The following is a 20,344-nucleotide window of genomic DNA, read 5'->3' on the forward strand; positions in this document are numbered from 1 at the left end:
CGGTCCCCGGCTGCTGCAACCTGTTCTAGGTCTCGAGACGGGAGGACGTCGTGACAAGCGGGACCGAACACCTCATCGCCGAGCGCGTCGGCGCGACCCTGGTGCTCACCTTGAACCGGCCCGAGGCCAGGAACGCGCTCTCGCTGCCGATGCTGGTCGGGCTGTACGACGGCTGGACCGAGGCCGACGAGGACGACGCCGTGCGCTCCGTGGTGCTCACCGGCGCCGGCGGGGCCTTCTGCGCGGGAATGGACCTCAAGGCGCTCGCGGGCGGCGGCCGGATGGACGGGCAGCATGTCCGCGACCGCCTCGCGGCCGACCCCGATCTGCACTGGAAGGCGATGCTCCGCCACCATCGGCCGCGCAAACCGGTGATCGCCGCCGTGGAGGGCTCCTGTGTCGCGGGCGGCACCGAGATCCTCCAGGGCACCGACATCCGTATCGCGGGCCGCGGCGCCACCTTCGGGCTCTTCGAGGTCCGGCGCGGTCTTTTCCCCATCGGCGGCTCCACCGTACGGCTGGCCCGCCAACTGCCCCGTACCCACGCCCTGGAGATGCTGCTCACCGGGCGCCCCTACCCGGCCGAGGAGGCGGCGCGGATCGGGCTGATCGGCCATGTCGTCCCGGACGGCACGGCGCTGGAGAAGGCCCTGGAGATCGCCGAACTGATCAACGCCAACGGCCCGCTGGCCGTCGAGGCGGTCAAGGCGTCCGTCTACGAGACCGCCGAGATGACCGAGACCGACGGCCTGAAGTCCGAACTCGAGCGCGGCTGGCCCATCTTCGACACCGCCGACGCCAAGGAGGGCTCGAAAGCCTTCGCGGAGAAACGGCCGCCGGTCTACCGCCGGGCGTGACCCCCACCCCTCAGGCCCGCCGCACCCACCCCGCGGCCGCGCGGAAGGAGACGCACCCCCATGACCCCGGCCCCCTCACCCGAGGTGCTCCAGGCGCCTCTGGTCGTCGAGTTCCCGTTCACCCGCTCCCTCGGCCCGGTGCAGAGCGCCTTCCTCACCGGGCTGCGCGAGCACACCGTGCTCGGTGTGCGCACCACCGACGGCCGGGTGCTGGTGCCGCCCGTCGAATACGACCCGGTCACCGCGGACGAGCTGGCCGACCTGGTCGAGGTCGCCCCCACCGGCACCGTCACCACCTGGGCCTGGAACCCCTCGCCGCGCCGCGGCCAGCCCCTGGGCACCCCCTTCGCCTGGGTGCTGGTGCGGCTGGACGGTGCGGACACCGCCCTCCTCCACGCCCTCGACGCGCCCGGCCCCGACGCCGTGCGCACCGGGATGCGGGTGCGGATCCGCTGGGCCGCGGAGCGCGAGGGGGCCATCACCGACATCGCCTGCTTCGAACCGTACGACGGCGCCGAGGGCGGCGAAGCCGTGCCGCACAGGGGTGCGTTCACCGACCCCGTCAGCGGCATCGTGGCCCCCGCCCGCCTCGACTACACCTACGCGCCCGGCCGCGCCCAGTCGCGCTATCTGAGGGCCCTCGCCGACCACACCACGTACGGGGAGCGCTGCCCGTCCTGCCGCAAGGTGTACGTCCCGCCCCGGGGCGCCTGTCCCACCTGCGGTGTCGCCACCGAAGAGCAGGTTGAAGTCGGCCCGCGCGGCACGGTCACCACCTTCTGCATCGTCAACATCAAGGCCCGCAACCTCGACATCGAGGTGCCGTACGTCTACGCCCACATCGCCCTGGACGGCGCCGATCTGGCCCTCCACGCGCGCATCGGCGGCATCCCCTACGACGAGGTGCGCATGGGGCTGCGCGTGGAGCCCGTATGGAGCGAGGACGGCCGCTACCCCGACCACTACCGCCCCACCGGCGAACCCGACGCCGACTACGACACCTACAAGGAGATGTTGTAGATGCGAGAGGTGGCCATCGTCGCCTTCGGCCAGAGCGACCACCGGCGCGACACCGCGGAGACCTCCGAGGTCGAGATGCTGATGCCCGTACTCCACCAGGCGCTCGACGCCGTCGGACTCCGGGCGGGCGAGATCGACTTCACCTGCTCCGGCTCCTGCGACTATCTGGCGGGCCGCGCCTTCTCCTTCACCATGGCCCTCGACGGCGTCGGCGCCTGGCCGCCCATCTCGGAGTCCCATGTGGAGATGGACGGCGCCTGGGCGCTGTACGAGGCATGGACCAGGCTGCTGACGGGCGAGGCCGAGACCGCGCTCGTCTACTCCTACGGCAAGTCCTCGCCCGGCGATCTGCGGGAGGTCCTCACCCGCCAGCTCGACCCGTACTACGTGGCGCCCCTGTGGCCGGACTCGGTCTCCCTCGCCGCCCTCCAGGCCCAGGCGCTGCTCGACGCGGAAGTCACCCGGGACAGGGGGGGCCCGGGGGACATCGTCGCCGACGAGCGGGCGCTGGCCGGGGTCGCGGCGCGGAGCCGGACCGCGGCCGAGGGCAACCCCCATGCCCAGCTGGCCGGTTCACCGCCGCCCGAGACCCTCCTGGACGAGCCGTATCTGGTGCGGCCGCTGCGCCGCCACGACTGCCCGCCGGTCGGCGACGGCGCGGCCGCCGTCGTGCTCGCCGCCGGGGACACCGCGCGCCGGCTCTGCCGCCGCCCCGCCTGGATCCGCGGCATGGACCACCGGACGGAGGCGCACAGCCTCGGTGTACGGGACCTCACCCGCTCCCCGTCCAGCCGGCTCGCCGCCGAGCGCGCGGGTGCCTTCGAGGCCCCCGTCGACCTGGCCGAGCTGCATGCGCCGTTCACCTCACAGGAGCTGATCCTCCGCCGAGAGCTGCGGCTGGGGGCGGACGTACGCGTCAATCCGTCCGGCGGGGCGCTGGCCGCCAACCCCATGATGGCCGCCGGGCTGATCCGCCTCGGCGAGGCCGCCGCCGCCATCCACCGCGGCGCCGCCGACCGGGCCCTCGCCCACGCCACCTCGGGCCCTTGTCTCCAGCAGAACCTGGTGGCCGTCCTGGAAGGGGAAGCCTCGTGACGAAGGAGCCGGTGGCCGTCGTCGGGATCGGCCAGACCAAGCACACCGCCGCACGCCGGGACGTCTCCATCGCCGGGCTGGTCCGGGAGGCCGCCGTACGGGCCCTGGAGGACGCCCAGTTGACCTGGTCGGACATCGACGCCGTCGTCATCGGCAAGGCCCCCGACTTCTTCGAGGGCGTGATGATGCCCGAGCTGTACCTCGCCGACGCGCTCGGCGCGGTCGGCAAGCCGATGCTGCGCGTGCACACCGCGGGCTCGGTCGGCGGCTCCACCGCGCTGGTGGCCGCGGGCCTGGTCGCCGCCCGTGTCCACCGGACCGTCCTCACCCTCGCCTTCGAGAAGCAGTCGGAGTCCAACGCCATGTGGGGGCTGTCCCTGCCCATCCCCTTCCAGCAGCCGCTGCTGGCCGGGGCGGGCGGCTTCTTCGCGCCGCATGTCCGGGCGTACATGCGGCGCACCGGCGCGCCCTCCGGCATCGGCGCCCTCGTGGCCTACAAGGACCGCCGCAACGCCCTGCGCAACCCCTACGCGCATCTCCACGAGCACGATCTGACGCTGGACCAGGTGCGCTCGTCCCCGATGCTGTGGGACCCCATCCGCTACTCCGAGACCTGCCCCTCCTCGGACGGCGCCTGCGCCATGGTGCTCACCGACCGCGCGGGCGCGGACCGCGCCCCGTATCCGCCCGCCTGGATGCACGGCGGCGCCATGCGCAGCGAGCCGACGCTCTTCGCGGGGAAGGACTTCGTCTCGCCGAGGGCCGGCCGGGACTGCGCGGCCGATGTCTACCGCCAGGCCGGGATCACCGATCCGCGCCGGGAGATCGACGCGGTGGAGATGTATGTGCCCTTCAGCTGGTACGAACCCATGTGGCTGGAGAACCTGGGCTTCGCGGACGAGGGGGAGGGCTGGAAACTCACCGAGTCGGGGGTGACCGAACTCGACGGCGAACTTCCGGTCAATCCCTCGGGCGGGGTGCTGTCCACCAACCCCATCGGGGCGTCCGGGATGCTGCGGTTCGCCGAGGCGGCGCTCCAGGTGCGCGGGCGGGCGGGCGAACACCAGGTCGACGGCGCCCGTAAGGCGCTCGGCCACGCCTATGGCGGAGGCTCGCAGTTCTTCTCGATGTGGGTGGTCGCGGACACGTCACCCATAGGCTGAGTCTCCTGCTCACTCCTCCTTTCGTGGCCTGTGCGGCACCGGTCACGATCGCTAGGGTGGGGCGCGGACGACGATCCGGGAGGATGAGCTGACGTGGCCGATACCACCACCACCGAACAGCCACTGACAGGAAGCGGCGAGAAGCCCGAACTCGACCTCTCGGGCGCCCGATGGCAGTCGAGCAGCCAGGGCGTGGGCGATGTGGAGATCGCCTTCGTCGAGGGATTCATCGCGATGCGCCACGGCCGCCGTCCCGAGGGCCCGGCGCTGATCTTCACTCCGGCCGAGTGGCGCGCCTTCGTCCTGGGCGCGCGTGAGGGCGAGTTCGACCTCACCTGAACCGGGGAGGGTGATCGGGGCGGGCGGATCCGGCCGGACCGGATGGCCCGCCCCGTAGTGCGTTATCGGCCAGGATCAGAACGCGTGGCTGCCTGAGGGTGCCTCATATCGCGGCGCCTGGCCTCCGGGTCCGTTTCCCATGAGTTCATCGCGGCTTCACGATCCCCTCACGCCCCATGCCGAAATGTGAGCGTGACTCACGGTAACACCGGCAGGTCGCATCGGGTCTCCACGCGTGGGAACAGAATCGTCCACGCTCTATGCAGCCTCGGCGCCGGGAGGTAGTTTTCCCTCCCACCTCCCCGTTGTGCGGGGCGGAAAGTCGGCTGAAAAGGGGGTGTCGTGCGCGAATTCAGTCTCCCTCATATGGTGGAACCGCTGCGCGCGGGCGGGCTCGCGGACTCGGTGTACGAGCTGGCGGACCGCGAACCGGACCGGGTCCAGTTCGCCCGGCGCGACCCCGCCGACCGGGATCAGTGGACTCCGGTGACCGCCGCGGCCTTCCGGGACGAGGTCCTGGCGCTGGCGAAGGGCCTGCTGGTCGAGGGAGTGCGGTTCGGGGACCGGGTGGCCCTGATGGCCCGGACGCGCTACGAGTGGACGCTGTTCAGCTATGCCCTGTGGTCCGTCGGCGCCCAGGTGGTGACCGTCTACCCCACCTCCTCGGCGGAGCAGGTGGGCTGGATCCTGGCCCAGACGCGGGCCGTGGCCGTGGTGGTGGAGGGCGAGGACGACGCCATGACGGTCGGCGCCGTCTGCGACACCCTTCCCGCGCTGCGCTCCATCTGGCAGATGGACCAGGGCTGCGTCACGGAGCTGTGGCGGCGCGGCGCCGGGGTCCACGAGGAACTGGTCACCGAGCGGCGCTGGCTCGTCGAACCGCGCTGTACGGCGGTCATCTGCTACACCTCGGGCACCACCGGACAGCCCCTGGGATGCATGATCACCCACGCCAATCTCGCGGCCGAGTGCGACACCCTGTTCGCGGGCTGGAGCGGGCTGTTCGCCGAACCCGGGCAGAAACCCGCCATCCTGGCCTTCCTCCCGCTGGCGCACATCTACGGACTGATGGTCCAAGTGCTCTGTGTGCGGAGCGGCATCCTCATGGGGCACGAGCCCGAGCTCAGCCCGTCCTCGCTGCTGCCGTCCTTCCAGTCCTTCCACCCGACCTGCGTCTTCGCGGTGCCCTACATCTTCGAGCGGATCCTCGGAGCCGCCCGGACCGCCGCCCAGGACTCGGGCAAGGGCTCGCTCTTCGAGCGGGCCATGGACACGGCGGTGCGCCACGCCGAGGCGGTCGAGCGGCAGACACAGGGCGCGGGGAGGGGGCCGGGCCCCGGGCTCAGAGCCGCCCACGCCGTCTTCGACCACATGGTCTACCGGCGGCTGAGAGCGGTCCTGGGCGGCCGGGTGCGCTACGCGGTCACCGGCGGCTCACCGTTCAGCCGGGAGCTGGGGCTGATGTTCGCGGGCGCCGGGATCACCGTGTACAACGGCTACGGCCTTACCGAGACCACCGCCGCCGTCACCGCGCAGCCGCCCGGCCGCCCCCGGCACGGCACCGTGGGCCGCCCGATGCCGGGCACGGCGGTGCGCATCGCGCCGGACGGCGAGGTGTGGGTGCGCGGCGGCACCGTCTTCGCGGGCTATGTGGACGATCCGAAGGCCACCGGGGCCGCGCTGCGTGACGGCTGGCTGCACACCGGGGACGTCGGATTCCTCGACAGCGAGGGCTATCTGACCATCACCGGCCGCAAGAAGGACATCATCATCACCAGCGGCGGCAAGAGCGTCTCCCCGCTGCCGCTGGAGGAGCGGCTGCGGGCGCATCCGCTGATCTCGCAGTGCGTCCTGGTGGGCGACAACCGCCCCTTCGTCGGGGCGCTGATCACCCTGGACGCCGAGATGCTGAGGCGCTGGCACCAGGTGGTCGGCGCGCGGCTCCCGGTCGGCCGGGAGCACGCGTCGGCGAACCAGGCGCTGCACGCGGAGATCCAGCAGGCGGTCTCCACGGCGAACCTCTCGGTGTCCAGGGCGGAGTCGATCAGGGCCTTCCGCATCCTCCCTAAGGACTTCACCGTGGCGGACGGGCTGTTGACGCCCTCGCTCAAACTGCGGCGCGACGCGGTCTACAAGCTCTGCGCCGCGCAGATCGAGCAGCTCTACGCCAACTGACCGATCGAGCGGCGCCACGCCGGCCGAAGGGTCGAGCAGCTCTACGCCGGCTGAGCGCCGGTCAGCTGGGCCCAGGGCCGCTGCCGCCCGCCGCTGACCGCCTCGGTGCCCTGCTCGTCGTACCGGGCCGTACGCAGCGACCAGCCCAGATTGCCCGTCATCACATGCCGCATGCCGTCCACATAGCGCGCCACGGCGCGGCGGGTGTCCGGGTCGGCCCCCGCGTCGGCGAGCCGCGCGGGCAGCTCGGCCGCGGTCTCCTCGAACCAGCGGTACCGGGCATTGGCCAGGTCGGCGATATGGCGTACCGCGTCCTCCAGTTCACCACCCGCGCGCTCCCGCTGGACGATGACGCTGTTGTGGACGTCACCGACGGCCAGCTCCTTGTCCAGGGAGGCGATGTCATTGGTGAAGACCACCACATCGTCCGTAGCCTCCCGCATCCCCTCCAGCGGGAAGCCGCCGTGCAGCGCGGACGGCAGGGTGTAGCCGTCGAACGGCTCGTTCAGATCGAGACAGGGCTGTACGCCTATCGAGTGGCGCCGCAGCGCCAGCACGTCCTCCACCGAGCGCGGCACCTCCGCGCCGCCGGCCCCGGGCAGGGCGCCGGTCCGCTCCAGCGCCTCGCGGTGGTAGGAGTGCAGATATTCCAGCCAGTGGTGACGGAAGCGGTCCCGCCACACCTGGGGCCGCCCGGAGTTGATGCGGCGCCACAGGTCGCGGAAGCTCTCCAGCAGCGGCCCGTCGTCGCCCGCCCTGCCGTGCGCCAGGTCCTCGTCGGTGATCCGCACGACGTCCGCCACCAGCCGCGCCACCGCCTCCGGACGGCTGCCCAGCTCCCCGTCGAACTGATCGTCGAAGACGAAGTACCAGCCCACGAGGTCACTGCCCAGGTTCAGGTCGGCGCCGGTCGCCCGGGGGTAGAACAGACCCGCCAGCACATCGAAGCGGAGCGCGTCGTACTCGGCGACGGACGCGTGGTCCTCGAAGACGCCGAACCGTGAGAGCCATTGGATGGTGTGGTGCCTGGCCGCCTCGGTGCCGGGGTTGAGGTCGGCGGAGGCCGGAAAGCCGAACAGGGCCGCCCGGCGCAGCAGTGCCGTCCGCCGGGCCTGTGGTCGCGCAGCGTGCGTGTGCATGAGTGGTGTCCGCCCCCTTCGTCGTTCGGGCGGCCAGGGCCCGCATATACCACAGGCGAAAGCGGTATCTGGCCAACCCGTTGAATCCGGTCATCCTCGCGTGCGGGACGTGGCATCGATAGAGGAGGTGGTGAATTGGCGTGTGCCACTGGCAATGCCCGGCGGAAATCCCCCCATGGGGGAGCTACGCAGCGTGCCATCCGCGCTACGCTCGGCGTCACCTGCCGGAGGGGAAGCAACGTGGCGGAGTACATGGACCATCAGAACCGGACGCGTCGGACGCTGCTGGAGCGGGAGCGGGAGCTGCGCGCGGTGGACGCCGCGCTCACCGAACTGTGCGGTACCGATCCCGCCGACGGTGCCGAGACACGTAGCGGCGGAGTGATCGCCTTCGAGGGGCCCGGCGGCGTCGGCAAGACCGCGCTGCTCGGCGAGGCGCGCCGCAGGGCCGCCGCGCGCGGCTGCACCGTGCTCCGGGCCCGCGGCGGCGAGCACGAACAGGGCGCGGCCTTCCATGTGGTGCGCCAGCTCTTCCAGCCGGTGCTCGCCGAGACCGGCGAGGACGAGCACCGCAGGATCCTCGGCGGCTGGTACGAGATCGTCGCTCCCGCGGTCGGCCTGGTGGTCTCGGGCCACGGCGGCGCGCCGGATCCGCAGGGCGTCCGCGACGGCCTCGACTGGCTGGTGACCCGCTTCGCCGTGGAGCACGCCCCGGTCGTCATGATCCTCGACGATGTCCACTGGGCCGACCCCGAGTCGCTGGACTGGCTGACCCGGTTCGCCCCGCGCACCGCCGATCTGCCCCTGCTGCTCGCCGTCGGCTACCGCCCGGAGGACCTGACCGCCGACGTCGCCGCCATACGGACTCTGGCCGAGCGCCAGGGTTCACGGCCCCACGTGCTGGCGCCGCTCACCCCGGGCGGAGTCGGCAGGATCGTCCGTGAGGTCCTCGGGGACCACGCCGACGAGGCGTTCTGCCGCGAGTGCTGGGCGATGACCGGCGGCAACCCGTGGGAGGTCACCGAGCTCACCGCCAAGATCCGCGACCGCCGGCTGAAACCGCAGTCGGAGAACCTGCCCGCGCTGCGCGAGCTGGTCTCCTCGGCCAAGGACAGCGGGCTCAACGACCGGCTGACCCGCCTCGGCACCGCCGCCGTCCGCCTCGCCTGGGCCGTCGCCGTCCTCGGCATCGAGGCCACCCCGGCGCTGACCGCCAATGTCGCCGGGCTCAGCGAGACCGAGGCCGCCGACATGGTGACCCGGCTCGTCGACGCGCGGATCCTGGCCCCGCCGCGCCCCGGGAACGGCACCCGGCCCCTGGAGTACCTCCACCCGCTCATCGCCACCGCCGTCTACCAGGCCATCCCCGGCGCCCTGCGGGTGGCCATGCACGGTCAGGCCGCCACCGTGGTGCTCGGCGCGGGCCTGGGCTCCGCGGCCGCCGGCCGGCACCTGCTGGAGATGCACCCCGAGGGCGACCCCTGGGTGGTGCGCCATCTGCGGGCGGCCGCCCGGGAGTATCTGCGCGCCGGAGCCCCCGACGCCGGGCGCCGCTGTCTGGCCCGGGCCCTGCGTGAACCGCCCGCCCTGGAGGAGCGCGCCGCCGTGCTGTACGAGCTGGGCTGCGCCGCCCAGCTCACCGAGCCCGACGTCACCGTCAACCATCTGCGGGCCGCGTTGGAGGAGCCCGCGCTCGGCCCCGAGCTGCGCGAGGCGATCACCTACCGGCTCGCCCAGGCGTACGGCCACAGCGGCCGGATGGAGGAGGCCGCCCAGGTCTTCGCCGACGAGGTCGGGCGGGCCACCAGCGCCCGCACCCGGCTGCGGATGCAGACCGAGCAGCTGATGTGGAACATGTTCCGCGCCGACGAGAAGGAGTCGCCCGCCCGCTCCCGGCGGCTCGCCCGGCTCGCGGACCACCTGACCGGCCGCGGCATGGCCGAGCGCTATCTGATGGGGCTGCGGGCCTGGGACGCGATGACGCGCGGCGAACCGGTCGCCACCGCCCTGCACTACGCGGAGGAAGCCCTCGGCGACGGCCTCAGCTGGACCGATGACGACTGGGGCTTCGAGGTGCCCATCCTGGTCGCCCTGGTCTTCCTCCACTGCGACCAGCCAGGACGCGCCGAGGAGCTGTTCAACAAGGGCATCGCCGAATGCGAGCGCAAGGGCTGGCGCGGCTCCCAACCTGGCCTTCGGCTTCACCCTCCTCGGTTACGCCCGGCTGCGCCGCGGCGCCCTCGGCGAGGCGGAGGAGCTGGCCCGTGAGGGGATGCGGATCGCCGACCTGGTGGGCTCCTCGACCCCCGCGCACTGGACCGCGGTCGGCACCCTCATCGGAACGCTGATCTGCCGGGGCCGGGTCCAGGAGGCGCAGGAGTTCGCGGCCCGGCACCGCGGCGAGACCCTGCCGCAGGCCACGCTCTGCCCCGATGTGCCGACGGTCCGCGGCGAGCTGCTGCTGGCCGCCAACCTCCACCGCGAGGCCCGGAACCAGCTCACCGAGGTCGGCCGCCGCATGGACGGGCGCGGTATGCGCAACCCCGCCTGGTGCCCCTGGCAGCTCCACCTCGCCCAGACCCTCGCGCTGACCGATCCCCGGCAGGCCGCCGAGGTCGCCGACGACGCGGTGCGCCGCGCCCGTCAGTTCGGCACCCACTCCGCCATCGGCAAGGCGCTGCACACCGCAGCCACCGTCACCCAGGGGCCGGACCGGATCAAGCTGCTGGCCGAGGCCGTCAGCCATCTGATGCGGTCACCGGCCGCGTACGACCTGGCCGTGGCGCTGGTGGACCACGGCGCCGCGCTGCGCCGCATCGGCCTGCCCCAGGAGGCCGGCGACCGGCTCTACCGCGGTCTGGAGGGGGCCGTGCGCTGCGGGGCCGACGCGCTCGCGGCCCGGGCCCGCGACGAGCTGTCCGCGGCCGGGCTGCGCCCCATGCAGCTGCGGGTCGATCACACCAGCCCGCTGACCTCGCAGGAGCAGGCCGTCGCCGAGCGGGCCGCCGAGGGCTGGTCGGACGCCCGGATCGGCGAGGCCACGGGCCTTGAGGAGCGTGAGGTGGCCCGGCTGCTGTCCGAGGTCTACCGTAAGGTCGGCACCGACCGGGCCGGGCTGGCCAAGCGGCTCATCACCCCCACGGTCGGCCTTCCCCAGCGCCCGGCGCCCGACCCCGGATGAGGGGTGCGGCCCGGCCGCTCCCCGGCACGGCAACGGGCGCGCGGCCACGTACCATGTCCGCATGTCCTTCCTCCGCCGCCGCAGCGCCGCCACGCCCACCGGGCCGGACTTCGACGTCCTCGCCATGGACCCGGGAGACTGGCCCGGCGATCTCGGAGCGGGGCTGCTGCCCGCTCCGGACGGCACCTGCCAGGGCGTCTTCCTGCGCTACGACCTGTTCGGCGGCCGCGGCCCGGCGATGATCATCGGCAATCTGCCCGAGGGCTCACCCGCCCGGGAGGTGGCCGAGGACCAGCCGCCGTTCGAGGTGACCCAGCTGCTGGCGGCGCTGGGGAACGACGAGCCGGTTCAGGTGGTGGACACCGAGGACAGCCCGGTGATGCACGAGGACAACCTGCTCATCGTCCGCCGGATCAAGCTCTCCGAGGGCCGGATCTCCTGCGCCCAGTTCGACCGCAGCGACGGTGTGCTCGTCACCATCGCCAGCTGGGACCGGCCGATCACCGACGATCTGTACCGGCTGCTCAAGCCACTGCCCGCGGAGATGTTCCAGCAGCGCTGAGAGACCTTCGCCGGGGGCCGTGAGAGCGCCCGTACGGTCGCTCACGGCCCCCGGCCGGCCGTCATACGGCGGATTGACGGCCCGTCAGGCTCACTTTCCCGAGCGCCGGACCGTCACATCGGCGGCCCGGACGAACGCCACCCGGTGCCCGAACTGGATCTGGTAGTACACATCCTGGCCGCGCACCACCTTGTGACCGGCCGGATCGAAGGTGGTCGCCCACAGATACTCGCCCCGCACCCTGAGCCCCAGCGGGTAGGACTGCCCGGCGAGCAGCTTGTACGGCAGCGGCGAGACCGCCTGCACCGGCACACCCTCCGGATACGCCTCCTTTTCCGGGTAGGCGCGGCCGTACACCGGAACCTCCGCCGCCCCGGCCTTGGGCGTCACCACGAGCCCCTTGGCGCTCACCGCCGTCGGCCGCAGCTCGGGGTTCTGGAACCAGGCCCGCTGGCCGAGGTACCAGATCGCCGTCCAGTCGCCCTCGTGCCCCGCGACCGCGAACTGCTGCCCGGTGGTGGCGCGGGCGCCGGTGTCGTTCACCCCGGTCGTGGAGTCCGAGCCGTCCGGGCGCAGCCCGATGTCCTTGACCAGCGGGGCGTCCGCGCTCGGCGCCGTGTGCAGCCGCACCGCGGACGAGCCGTGCGGGGCGCATGCCTGGTCCGCCGTCTCGCAGTCGGTGTAGACGGGCCGGTTGGTGTCGTAGTCGGGGCGGATGGTGACCAGGCCGCCGGAGGAGCCCGCGGTGCGCCGGAAGGGCGCGCCGAGCAGGGTGAAGTAGTGCGCCCAGTCCCAGTAGGGGCCGGGGTCGGTGTGCATGCCCTTGATGGTGGAGGTGGTGGTGCCCGGCACATTGTCATGGCCAAGGATGTGCTGGCGGTCCAGCGGGATGTCGAACCGCTCGGCGAGGTAGCGCACCAGCCGCGCCGAGGAGCGGTACATCGCCTCCGTGTACCAGGCGTCCGGGGCGGTCAGGAACCCCTCGTGCTCCAGCCCGATGGACTTGGCGTTGACGTACCAGTTGCCCGCGTGCCAGGCGACGTCCTTGAGCGGCACATGCTGGGCGATATGCCCGTCGGAGGAGCGCAGGGTGTATTGCCAGGACACATAGGTGGGGTCCTGCACCAGCTTGATGGTGGTGTCCCAGGAGCCCTCGGTGTCATGGATGACGATGTAGTCGATGGACTGCGAGGAGGGGCGGTCGCCCAGGTCGTGGTTGCCGTAGTCGTTGTCCCCGAACTCCTCGTAGGGCGCCGGGATCCACTCGCAGGACACGTCCTTGGGGGCCTCGACCCGCGGATCCCGCGCCCGGGACGGCAGACCGAGCGTCCGCAGCTGCCGGGTGTCCGGGGCGACATCGGGGGCGGCGTCCAGGGAGACCCGCTCGCCGCCCGCGGTCGTCCGCGCGGCACCGCCGCGGATCACCCCGTACACCTCGTCGGCGAAGAAGGCCGCGGCCGCGGCGTCATCGGCGCCGGAGTAGGCCGCCACCGCCGCGTACCAGTCGGCGGGGTCCTTGCTCGACGGCAGCCCCAGCCGCTTCTGCGTGGCGGCCAGCAGGGCCGCGCCACCGCGCACATTGGCGCTCTCGTCGTCGCGCAGCGCCTGCGCGGACAGCCCGGTGAGGTCCGCGGCGCGGCTGAGGGTGCGCAGCCGGGCGGGCAGCTGCCGGGGCTGGGGAACGGTGGCCTTGGGGACCCTCAGCGGCCGGGCCAGATCGCCGCGCGCGTCCTCGGTGCCCTGGCTGTGGTGCGGGGCGGTGAGCAGCGCGGTGTGGGCGTCGGTGAGGTGCATGGGGCCGTAGCCACCGGTGACGCTGGGCGCGCCACCGTGGCCGTCCCAGCGCGACTGGAGATATGACACGCCCAGGAGCACGCTCAGCGGAACGCCGTACTCGGTGGCGGCGGCCGCGAAGGCGCGCTGTAGGGCGCCGCCGTCGGCACCAGGCCCATCGGCCTGCCGCTGGTCGGCATGGGCGGCGGGGGTGGCGGATACCAGCGGGAGCAGAAGGGCGGCGGACGCCGCGGCTCCCGCGGTGCGCAGCGTGGTTCTCCGGGTGGGACCGGACGGGGTTCTGTGCGCGTCGTGGGCGCTGTCCTGTGCGGATCCTGGCATTGCAGCCTCCTCAAGCGGGCCGGGCCGAGCCGAGCCACTTAGAGATATGCGCTGCCAGGCGTGGCGTCAATCGCCGTCACCCGGACGGGCGTTCGCATGTCCACCCGCCTGCGGCGCGTCACCGGTCCAGACCGGTGACGCGCCAGGCGGCCGCCACCCCGCCTCCGCTCAGCGGGTGCCGACCGCCGCCCGCACCGCGCGCCGGGCCAGCGCGCAGTCGTCGTGCAGCCGGCGCAGCAGCAGCCGCTGCTCCTCACCGGCCGGCACCGCTCCCGGCACCAGGGGAGCGGGGTCGTGCATGGTGCGCTGCACCGCGGTCTCGTACTGCCGGATCTCCCGCGTCAACACCAGCATCAGATTCACCAGGAAGGAGTCCCGCGCGGCCGGGCCGGCGGCCTGTGCCAACTGGCTGATCTGGCGCCGGGTGACGGGGGCGTCGCCCAGCACCGTCCACAGCGTGGCCAGGTCATAGCCGGGCAGATACCAGCCCGCGTGATCCCAGTCGAGGAGCACCGGGCCCGCGGGGGACAGCAGGACGTTGTTCAACAGGGCGTCGCCATGGCAGAACTGCACCGGGGTCTGCCGCCCGCAGGCGTGCGAGACGCCGCGCAGCAGCTTCTGTAGATCGCCCATGTCCCGGTCGGTCAGCAGCCCGAGCTCGTGATAGCGGGTCAGCCGGCCGGCGTAGTCGATGGGGGCGTCGAACAGATGGGCGGGCGGCCGCCATTGGTTGACCCGGCGGATCGCACCCAGCACCGTGCCCAGATCGGCACGCGGCGGGGGCTCGGTGGGGTGGCGCTGCGCGGCCGCGATCCGCCCGGGCATCCGCTCGATGACGAGCGCGCAGTTGTCCGGGTCGGCGGCGATCAGCCGGGGCACCCGCACCGGCGGGCGCTGGCGGACGAACGCCCGGTACATCGCTATTTCCCGGCGGAACCGCTCGGCCCACGCGGGGGAGTGGTCCAGCAGGCACTTGGCCACCGCGGTGCTGCGCCCGGTCGCCCCGATCAGGAGTACGGACCGTCCGCTGCGCCGCAGCACCTGCACCGGGTTGAACTCCGGACAGATGCGGTGGACCGAGGTGATCGCGGTGCGCAGCTGCGCACCCTGTGGACCGGACAAGTCGAGTCTCCCGCGGGGCGGCACGGGGCCGAGGGCGGCGGCCCGCCGGGCCCGGCCGCCGGGGGCGGGATCGAGGTACGGCCCATTGCCGGGCAGCTGCCGCCGGTACGGCCGGGGCGGGACGGACACGGAGGACGATGCTGCGTACATGGGCGAGACAGATCCCTTCGTGTGCCGACGAATTGCGTACGCACCCGGCCCCGGGGCGGGGCCGCACCCTGGGGAATGCGGTTCGGTCGAACTCGAGCCGCCACCGGGCCGGGTAACGCGCTCCTACATCACACCCCTGTACGGGTGGCACACCATCTGGCGGACCCTGGCGAACCCTGGCGAATAGTCGCACAGCTCGTGACGGGGCCGTTACTGTCAAGTCAGCCGAGGAACCTGGGGGCTTGACGTGACGAGGGAACCCAACACCCGTCTTGCGGACCTGTTCGGCCTCGCCGGCTGGTCCAAGGGGGAGCTCGCGAGGCTCGTGAACCGGAAGGCGGCGGCCATGGGCCATCCGCAGCTGGCGACCGACACCTCGCGGGTGCGGCGTTGGATCGACACCGGCGAGACGCCGCGCGATCCCGTGCCCAAGGTGCTGGCTGCCCTGTTCACCGAGCGCCTCGGTCGAGTCGTGACCATCGAGGATCTCGGGTTCGGACGAGGGGGGCGCGCGGGAAAGGGGCAGTCCGGTGACGGGCTGCTCTGGCCGCCCGAGTCCACGGCCGCGGTCCTCACCGAATTCACGGGAATGGACCTTATGTTCAACCGACGCGGCTTGGTGGGTGCGGGTGCCGCGCTCGCCGCGGGATCCGCCATCACCGGTGCCATGAGCGACTTTCTGCTCTCCGACCCCACCCTCGCCACCGACGCCCCCCGTACCGACAATCCCCTGTCCGTCGAGCCCGTGGGCTTCGACCGCTACGAGGCCGCCCCCGTGGGCTCCCAGGAGATCGACGCCCTGGAGACCTCGGTCGAGGTCTTCCGCGCCTGGGACGCGGCCCGCGGCGGCGGGCTCCAGCGCAAGGCCGTGGTGGGCCAGCTCAACGAGGTGGGCGGCATGCTCGCCTACCGCCACCCCGAGCACCTCCAGCGCAGACTGTGGGGGGTGGCGGCCAATCTGGCCGTCCTCGCCGGCTGGATGTCCCATGACGTCGGCCTGGAGCCGACCGCCCAGAAGTACTTCGTCATCGCCACCCACGCGGCCCGCGAGGGCGGCGACCGGCCCCGGGCGAGTGAGGCGCTCTCCCGGGCCGCCCGGCAGATGGTGCACCTCGGCCGCCCGGACGACGCCCTGGAGCTGATGAGGCTGGCCAAGTCCGGTGCGGGCGAGGCGGCGCTGCCGCGCACCCGGTCCATGTTCTGCACCATCGAGGCATGGGCGCTGGCGTCCAAGGGCCAGGGTCAGGCGGTGCGGCGCGCCCTGGGCGAGGCGGAGGAGCTGTTCGTCTCGGACCGGGACGACGGGCCGGCGCCGAGCTGGATGCAGCTGTTCAACGAGGCCGATCTGCACGGCATGCAGGGGCTGGTCTACCGCACTCTGGCCGAGCACGAGCCGGGGGCGGCGGGGATCGCCCAGAGCCATGCCAAGAAGGCGCTGCGGATGCGGGAGGGCGGTCGCCAGCGGTCCCAGATCTTCGACCACATCTCCATCGCGTCGGCCTGTTTCCTCGGCGACGATCCGGAGCAGGCCGACCGCCATGCCCGGATGGCGCTGCTGACGATCGAGCAGAACTCCTCGCACCGCACCTGGGACCGGCTGCGCGAGATGTACCGGCTCACCGGGCGGTACGGCACCTCACCGGCCATCCGGGAGCTGCGCGAGGAGATCCAGCAGGTGATGCCGAAGGGAGGCGCGGGGAAGGGTGGCACGGGGCTGAAAGGGCCCGGCTCCATCGCCAGCAGCGCGGCCGTCTAGCGACCGGGCCGCGCCGTACGAAGGGCAGGACGAAGGGCAGCACGCGGGGTCAACGCCATACGAAGGGCAGACGTCTTACGCGGGGTCAACGCCGTATGAAGGGCCGACGCCTGACGAGGGGCCGTTCACCGCGCCACACCGACGCGGGGCGCCGCGTCACGCGCGGGCGCCGGTGACCCTGGCGATCAGCACACAGGCGTCGTTCTCGCGCGGCTCGTCGCCGAACGCCTCGGCCACCGTCCGTACGCACTCCTGTGCGCCATGGGCGGCGGTCAGCCGTGGCGCGAGCGCGAGCAGCCGCTCGGTGGCGCCCTCGGCGTCCCTGGCGAGCCGTCCGGTGTGCAGCACCAGCAGATCGCCCGGCTCCAGCCGCTCCTCGGCCTGGGTGTACGCGGCGCCCGCCGTGGCGCCGAGCAGCACACCGTCGGGAGAGCGCAGCGGGCGCCCCGTCCCATCGCGGAACAGCAGCGGGGCGGGGTGTCCGGCCTGCGCCCACGCCAGGGCACGGGTGCGCGGGTCGTACCGCGCGCAGACGGCGCCGACCAGCGCGGGCTGGGAGGAGACGGCGAGCAGCTGGTTGAGCCGCCCCATCAGCGCGCCGGGCTCGATCCCGGCCACCGCCATGCCGCGCACGGCGCCGAGCAGCATGGCCATGCCGCAGGTCGCGGTCACCCCGTGGCCGGTGAGGCCGCCGACGCTCAGCAGGGTGTGGCCATCGGGGAGTTCGAGCGCGTCGTACCAGTCGCCGCCGATCTGGGCGCTGGACTCCGAGGGGAGGTAGTGGGCGGCGAGGTCGAGGGCGGCGCTGTCCGGCGCCGGACCCGCGCCCGGGAAGCCGTCACGGGCCGGGAGCCGGAGGGAGCCGCGCCACGGCGGCAGCACGGCCTCCTGCACCTCCACCGCCAGCCGGCGCTCGGTCCGGGCGATCCGCCGCTGGTGGCGCAGTGTCTCCCGGCTCTCGCGCACCGCCCGCTCGCTGCGGCGCAGCTCGCTCACATCCCGGAGCACGGCCCACATGGAGGCGGTGCTGCCGTCGCTGTCCAGCACCGGCTCGCCCGCCATATGGACGGTGCGCACCACCTCGTCCTGGCGCACGATGCGGAACTCGCCGTCGATGGGCTTTCCGTCCACCAGGCAGTCCGTGACCATCCCGGTCAGGATCGGCTGGTCCTCGGAGAAGACCCAGGAGGGCAGCTCGTCGAGGGTGAGCCCGCCGTCCCCGGGATCGCGGCCGAAGATCCGGCAGAGCTCGTCGGACCAGGTCACCTCGTCGGTGAGGAGGTTCCACTCGGCGCTGCCGACCCGGCTCAGCAGCGAACCGCGGCCGGTGGGGGCATGACCGGCGGCCTCGCTCCCGGCCGGGGCCCCGGCCGTCGCGTCGGCCGTCGCGTCGGCCTCAGGATCGGTGGAACCGACGGTCTCGGATGGTTCGATCGCCCCGGATGGTTCGATCGCCCCGGATGGTTCGATCGCCCCGGATGGCTCGACCGTCTCGGGGGGCTCGACCGTCTCGGGGGGCTCGACCGTCCCGGATGGCTCGACCGTCCCCGGGGCCTCGACCGTCTCGGAGGCATCGGCGGGCAGCCCCTCGCGCAGCTCGTCCAGATGCCGGCCCAGATCGTCCAGCTGGTGGACGGCGAGCTCGCACAGCGCGCGCTGCCAGCGCACCTGCGCGTCATCCGTACCGCCCAGGTCCGCGACGGTGTCCCGGCGGACGGCGTCGAGCCCGCCGCGGAGCCGCTGGGTCTGCGAGATGAGGGCGTCCACCGTGTCACGCTGGGGAGGCGATACGGCGGGATGGTCCGCGGAGCGGGGGGACGGCATGACGTTCTCCGATACGGGCGCGGCGCGGCCGGGTCTTGAGGGAGGGACCGGTAACGACTCTTGCACAGGCTGCGACATCCCGTAAGCGGTTTGGCAATACCCGATCCGGTGGTGCTTGCGGCATATGCCGATGGCCTTCCGGGTGCATGTCGGGCGGGAATCGGCGGAGCGCGCGATTCCGGGTAGGCTGCGGCGCTCGGGAGTCCCTCAGTCCCGCACCGTTCATCAGGCATACGGCGGCAGGACATCGGCAAGAATGCCGATCGACGGAAATCCCGTTGCCAGCGAACCTCCCGCACCGGATGCTGACCTCATGTTCGATCCAGACATAGCGCCCAGCGGCACCCTGCTCGGCCTCCTCCAGCGAGGCCGCGGCGACGGGACCCTGCACGCCCTCGCCGCGCCGCGGGCCGAGGCGCTCGCGGCACTGCACCACTGTGTGCTGCGCGACCCCCGCCGTGACTGGCAGGTCGAGAACCGCTCGCTCTATTACGCCAGGCTCTGCCTGGACCTCGACGCCGGGCTCGACGAGATCGAACAGCATCTGTTCCACCCCGACGACCTGGTCGACGACGACGAGGAGCGCACCGGGCTCGCCCTCTCCGTCCTCGGCCACCTCGCCGCCTACGGCAGGTCCGACGCGCTGCGGCTGCTGCGCCGCTACGCCGCGGCCGGCAGCAACTGGGAATGGGCCCTCGACGAGCTGGCCCTGCGCGACGACGACACCGGGCTGCGCGGCCTCGCCCCCGCGATCCTCGCCCGCTTCCCCCGGACCCCCGACGGCGACGCGGAACTGGCCGCCGTGGTGCGCGGCGCCTACGAACCCCGGCCCTGGCGGCTGTGGGCCGACGATCCGGACCACGGGCCGCGAGTGCGCGCGGCGGCCGAGCGCGGCGCCTTCGACCGATGGCAGCGCCAGCTGCGGCCCTCGGGACCGCGCCCCGGCTGGAGCGTCCACGACGTCCTGCTGTGGGCCCAGCGGGAGCACGATCTGAAGCCGGACGCCCGCCGCCCCGACGCGGCCGCCCGCTGTCTCGCCGCCGTCGCCGGTCCCGAGGACCGGCCCGAGCTCCTCGCCGCCGCCGCGTCGGCCCCCGACGCCGCCCGCGCCGCGGCGCTGCGGCACCTCGCGGAGATCGGTGACCCCGAGGTGCTCGACCTGATCGAGGCCGCCGTGACCGAGCCGGACGCCTCACAGCTGGTCTCCCAGGCCGCCCTCTCCGCCTTCGAACGCATGCGCAGTATCGCCGCCCTCGACCGGGCCCGGATCTGGGCCCACCGCCCCGACGCCCTCGGGGACGCGGCGGCCGCGATGCTCTCCTGCCGCGGTGGTCAGTACGACACCCCGCTCGTGCTCGCCGCCCTCCGCCGCACGGTCCGGGCCGAGGGCCCGGACGCCCAGACCCTGTGGACGCTCGTCGACGGCGCCGGACGCCTGACGATCTCCTGTGCCGCGCCCGTCCTGCGTCATATCTACCGGGAGACGGCCTCCTCCCACCTCCGCGGCCGCGCCGCCCGCGCGCTGGCCGCCACCGATCCGTCCTTCGCGGCGGGCTTCGCGGTCGAATGCCTCTGGGACTGCGAGGAGAGCACCCGCGAGGTCGCCGCCCGCCACGCCGCCACCGCCGACGCCCGCGTCGTCGAACAGCTCCGCCGGCTGGCCGCCGACCCGGCGGAGGAGGCCGAGGTCCAGACGGCGGTCCGCAGCCGCATCGGGCCCGAGACCCCGGGCTTCTGACCCCCGGCCGCGGGCTTCCGACCCCCGGCCGCCCCCGACGTACGGCCCCGGGGGCCAGGCACTCCAGGACGCGCCCCCGAGGTGTCGGGCGCAAGGCAACCTCCGAGG

The 20,344-nt window shown here is 73.1% G+C and carries 13 protein-coding genes and 1 pseudogene; 10 read left to right on the top strand and 4 right to left on the bottom strand.

Annotation, left to right across the window (positions count from 1 at the left end; all coding sequences use genetic code 11):
- Positions 1–50 precede the first annotated feature (50 nt).
- From KHP12_RS44000 to KHP12_RS44025, 6 genes are all read left to right on the top strand, one after another.
- Positions 51–857: a crotonase/enoyl-CoA hydratase family protein gene (locus KHP12_RS44000; protein WP_086886418.1), complete on the top strand. Its 807-nt coding sequence runs from the start codon at positions 51–53 to the stop codon at positions 855–857.
- Positions 858–917: 60 nt separating this feature from the next.
- Positions 918–1,877, top strand: coding sequence for a Zn-ribbon domain-containing OB-fold protein (locus tag KHP12_RS44005; RefSeq protein ID WP_210609003.1), 960 nt, complete (start codon positions 918–920; stop codon positions 1,875–1,877).
- Positions 1,878–2,972 (top strand): thiolase family protein, encoded by a 1,095-nt coding sequence (locus KHP12_RS44010; protein ID WP_086886439.1) that lies wholly within the window; start codon positions 1,878–1,880, stop codon positions 2,970–2,972.
- A complete protein-coding gene (locus tag KHP12_RS44015; protein WP_086886440.1) occupies positions 2,969–4,135 on the top strand; it encodes a thiolase family protein in 1,167 nt (388 codons plus the stop codon). Before KHP12_RS44010 ends, KHP12_RS44015 begins: the two co-directional genes overlap by 4 nt.
- 93 nt (positions 4,136–4,228) lie before the next feature.
- A complete protein-coding gene (locus KHP12_RS44020) occupies positions 4,229–4,474 on the top strand; it encodes a DUF397 domain-containing protein (RefSeq protein WP_086886441.1) in 246 nt (81 codons plus the stop codon).
- A gap of 342 nt (positions 4,475–4,816) precedes the next feature.
- Positions 4,817–6,649, top strand: coding sequence for an AMP-dependent synthetase/ligase (locus tag KHP12_RS44025; protein WP_086886442.1), 1,833 nt, complete (start codon positions 4,817–4,819; stop codon positions 6,647–6,649).
- 41 nt (positions 6,650–6,690) lie between these two features.
- Here KHP12_RS44025 and KHP12_RS44030 read toward each other — a convergent pair whose 3' ends face one another.
- A complete protein-coding gene (locus KHP12_RS44030) occupies positions 6,691–7,788 on the bottom strand; it encodes an isoafricanol synthase (protein ID WP_086886443.1) in 1,098 nt (365 codons plus the stop codon).
- A 252-nt stretch (positions 7,789–8,040) separates the two neighbouring features.
- Here KHP12_RS44030 and KHP12_RS44035 point away from each other — a divergent pair.
- Both KHP12_RS44035 and KHP12_RS44040 read left to right on the top strand, forming a co-directional pair.
- Positions 8,041–10,969: pseudogene (locus KHP12_RS44035) on the top strand (ATP-binding protein).
- A 61-nt stretch (positions 10,970–11,030) separates the two neighbouring features.
- Positions 11,031–11,531, top strand: coding sequence for a hypothetical protein (locus KHP12_RS44040; RefSeq protein ID WP_086883706.1), 501 nt, complete (start codon positions 11,031–11,033; stop codon positions 11,529–11,531).
- 90 nt (positions 11,532–11,621) lie between these two features.
- Here KHP12_RS44040 and KHP12_RS44045 read toward each other — a convergent pair whose 3' ends face one another.
- Both KHP12_RS44045 and KHP12_RS44050 read right to left on the bottom strand, forming a co-directional pair.
- A complete protein-coding gene (locus KHP12_RS44045) occupies positions 11,622–13,646 on the bottom strand; it encodes an N-acetylmuramoyl-L-alanine amidase (RefSeq protein WP_086883705.1) in 2,025 nt (674 codons plus the stop codon).
- Positions 13,647–13,814: 168 nt separating this feature from the next.
- Positions 13,815–14,918, bottom strand: a complete 1,104-nt coding sequence (locus KHP12_RS44050; protein ID WP_086883704.1) for an aminoglycoside phosphotransferase family protein — start codon at positions 14,916–14,918, stop codon at positions 13,815–13,817.
- A gap of 247 nt (positions 14,919–15,165) precedes the next feature.
- Here KHP12_RS44050 and KHP12_RS44055 point away from each other — a divergent pair, with 247 nt between their 5' ends.
- Positions 15,166–16,674: a DNA-binding protein NsdB gene (locus tag KHP12_RS44055; protein WP_086883703.1), complete on the top strand. Its 1,509-nt coding sequence runs from the start codon at positions 15,166–15,168 to the stop codon at positions 16,672–16,674.
- Between the two features lie 156 nt (positions 16,675–16,830).
- Here the strand turns inward: KHP12_RS44055 and KHP12_RS44060 are convergent, their stop codons facing one another.
- Positions 16,831–18,498, bottom strand: a complete 1,668-nt coding sequence (locus KHP12_RS44060) for a PP2C family protein-serine/threonine phosphatase (RefSeq protein WP_211834527.1) — start codon at positions 18,496–18,498, stop codon at positions 16,831–16,833.
- Between the two features lie 313 nt (positions 18,499–18,811).
- Here KHP12_RS44060 and KHP12_RS44065 point away from each other — a divergent pair, with 313 nt between their 5' ends.
- Positions 18,812–20,236 (top strand): hypothetical protein, encoded by a 1,425-nt coding sequence (locus KHP12_RS44065; protein WP_086883701.1) that lies wholly within the window; start codon positions 18,812–18,814, stop codon positions 20,234–20,236.
- The last annotated feature ends 108 nt before the right edge of the window (positions 20,237–20,344 follow it).

It is taken from the genome of Streptomyces asiaticus (assembly GCF_018138715.1).
In the GTDB taxonomy this organism is placed as follows: domain Bacteria; phylum Actinomycetota; class Actinomycetes; order Streptomycetales; family Streptomycetaceae; genus Streptomyces; species Streptomyces asiaticus.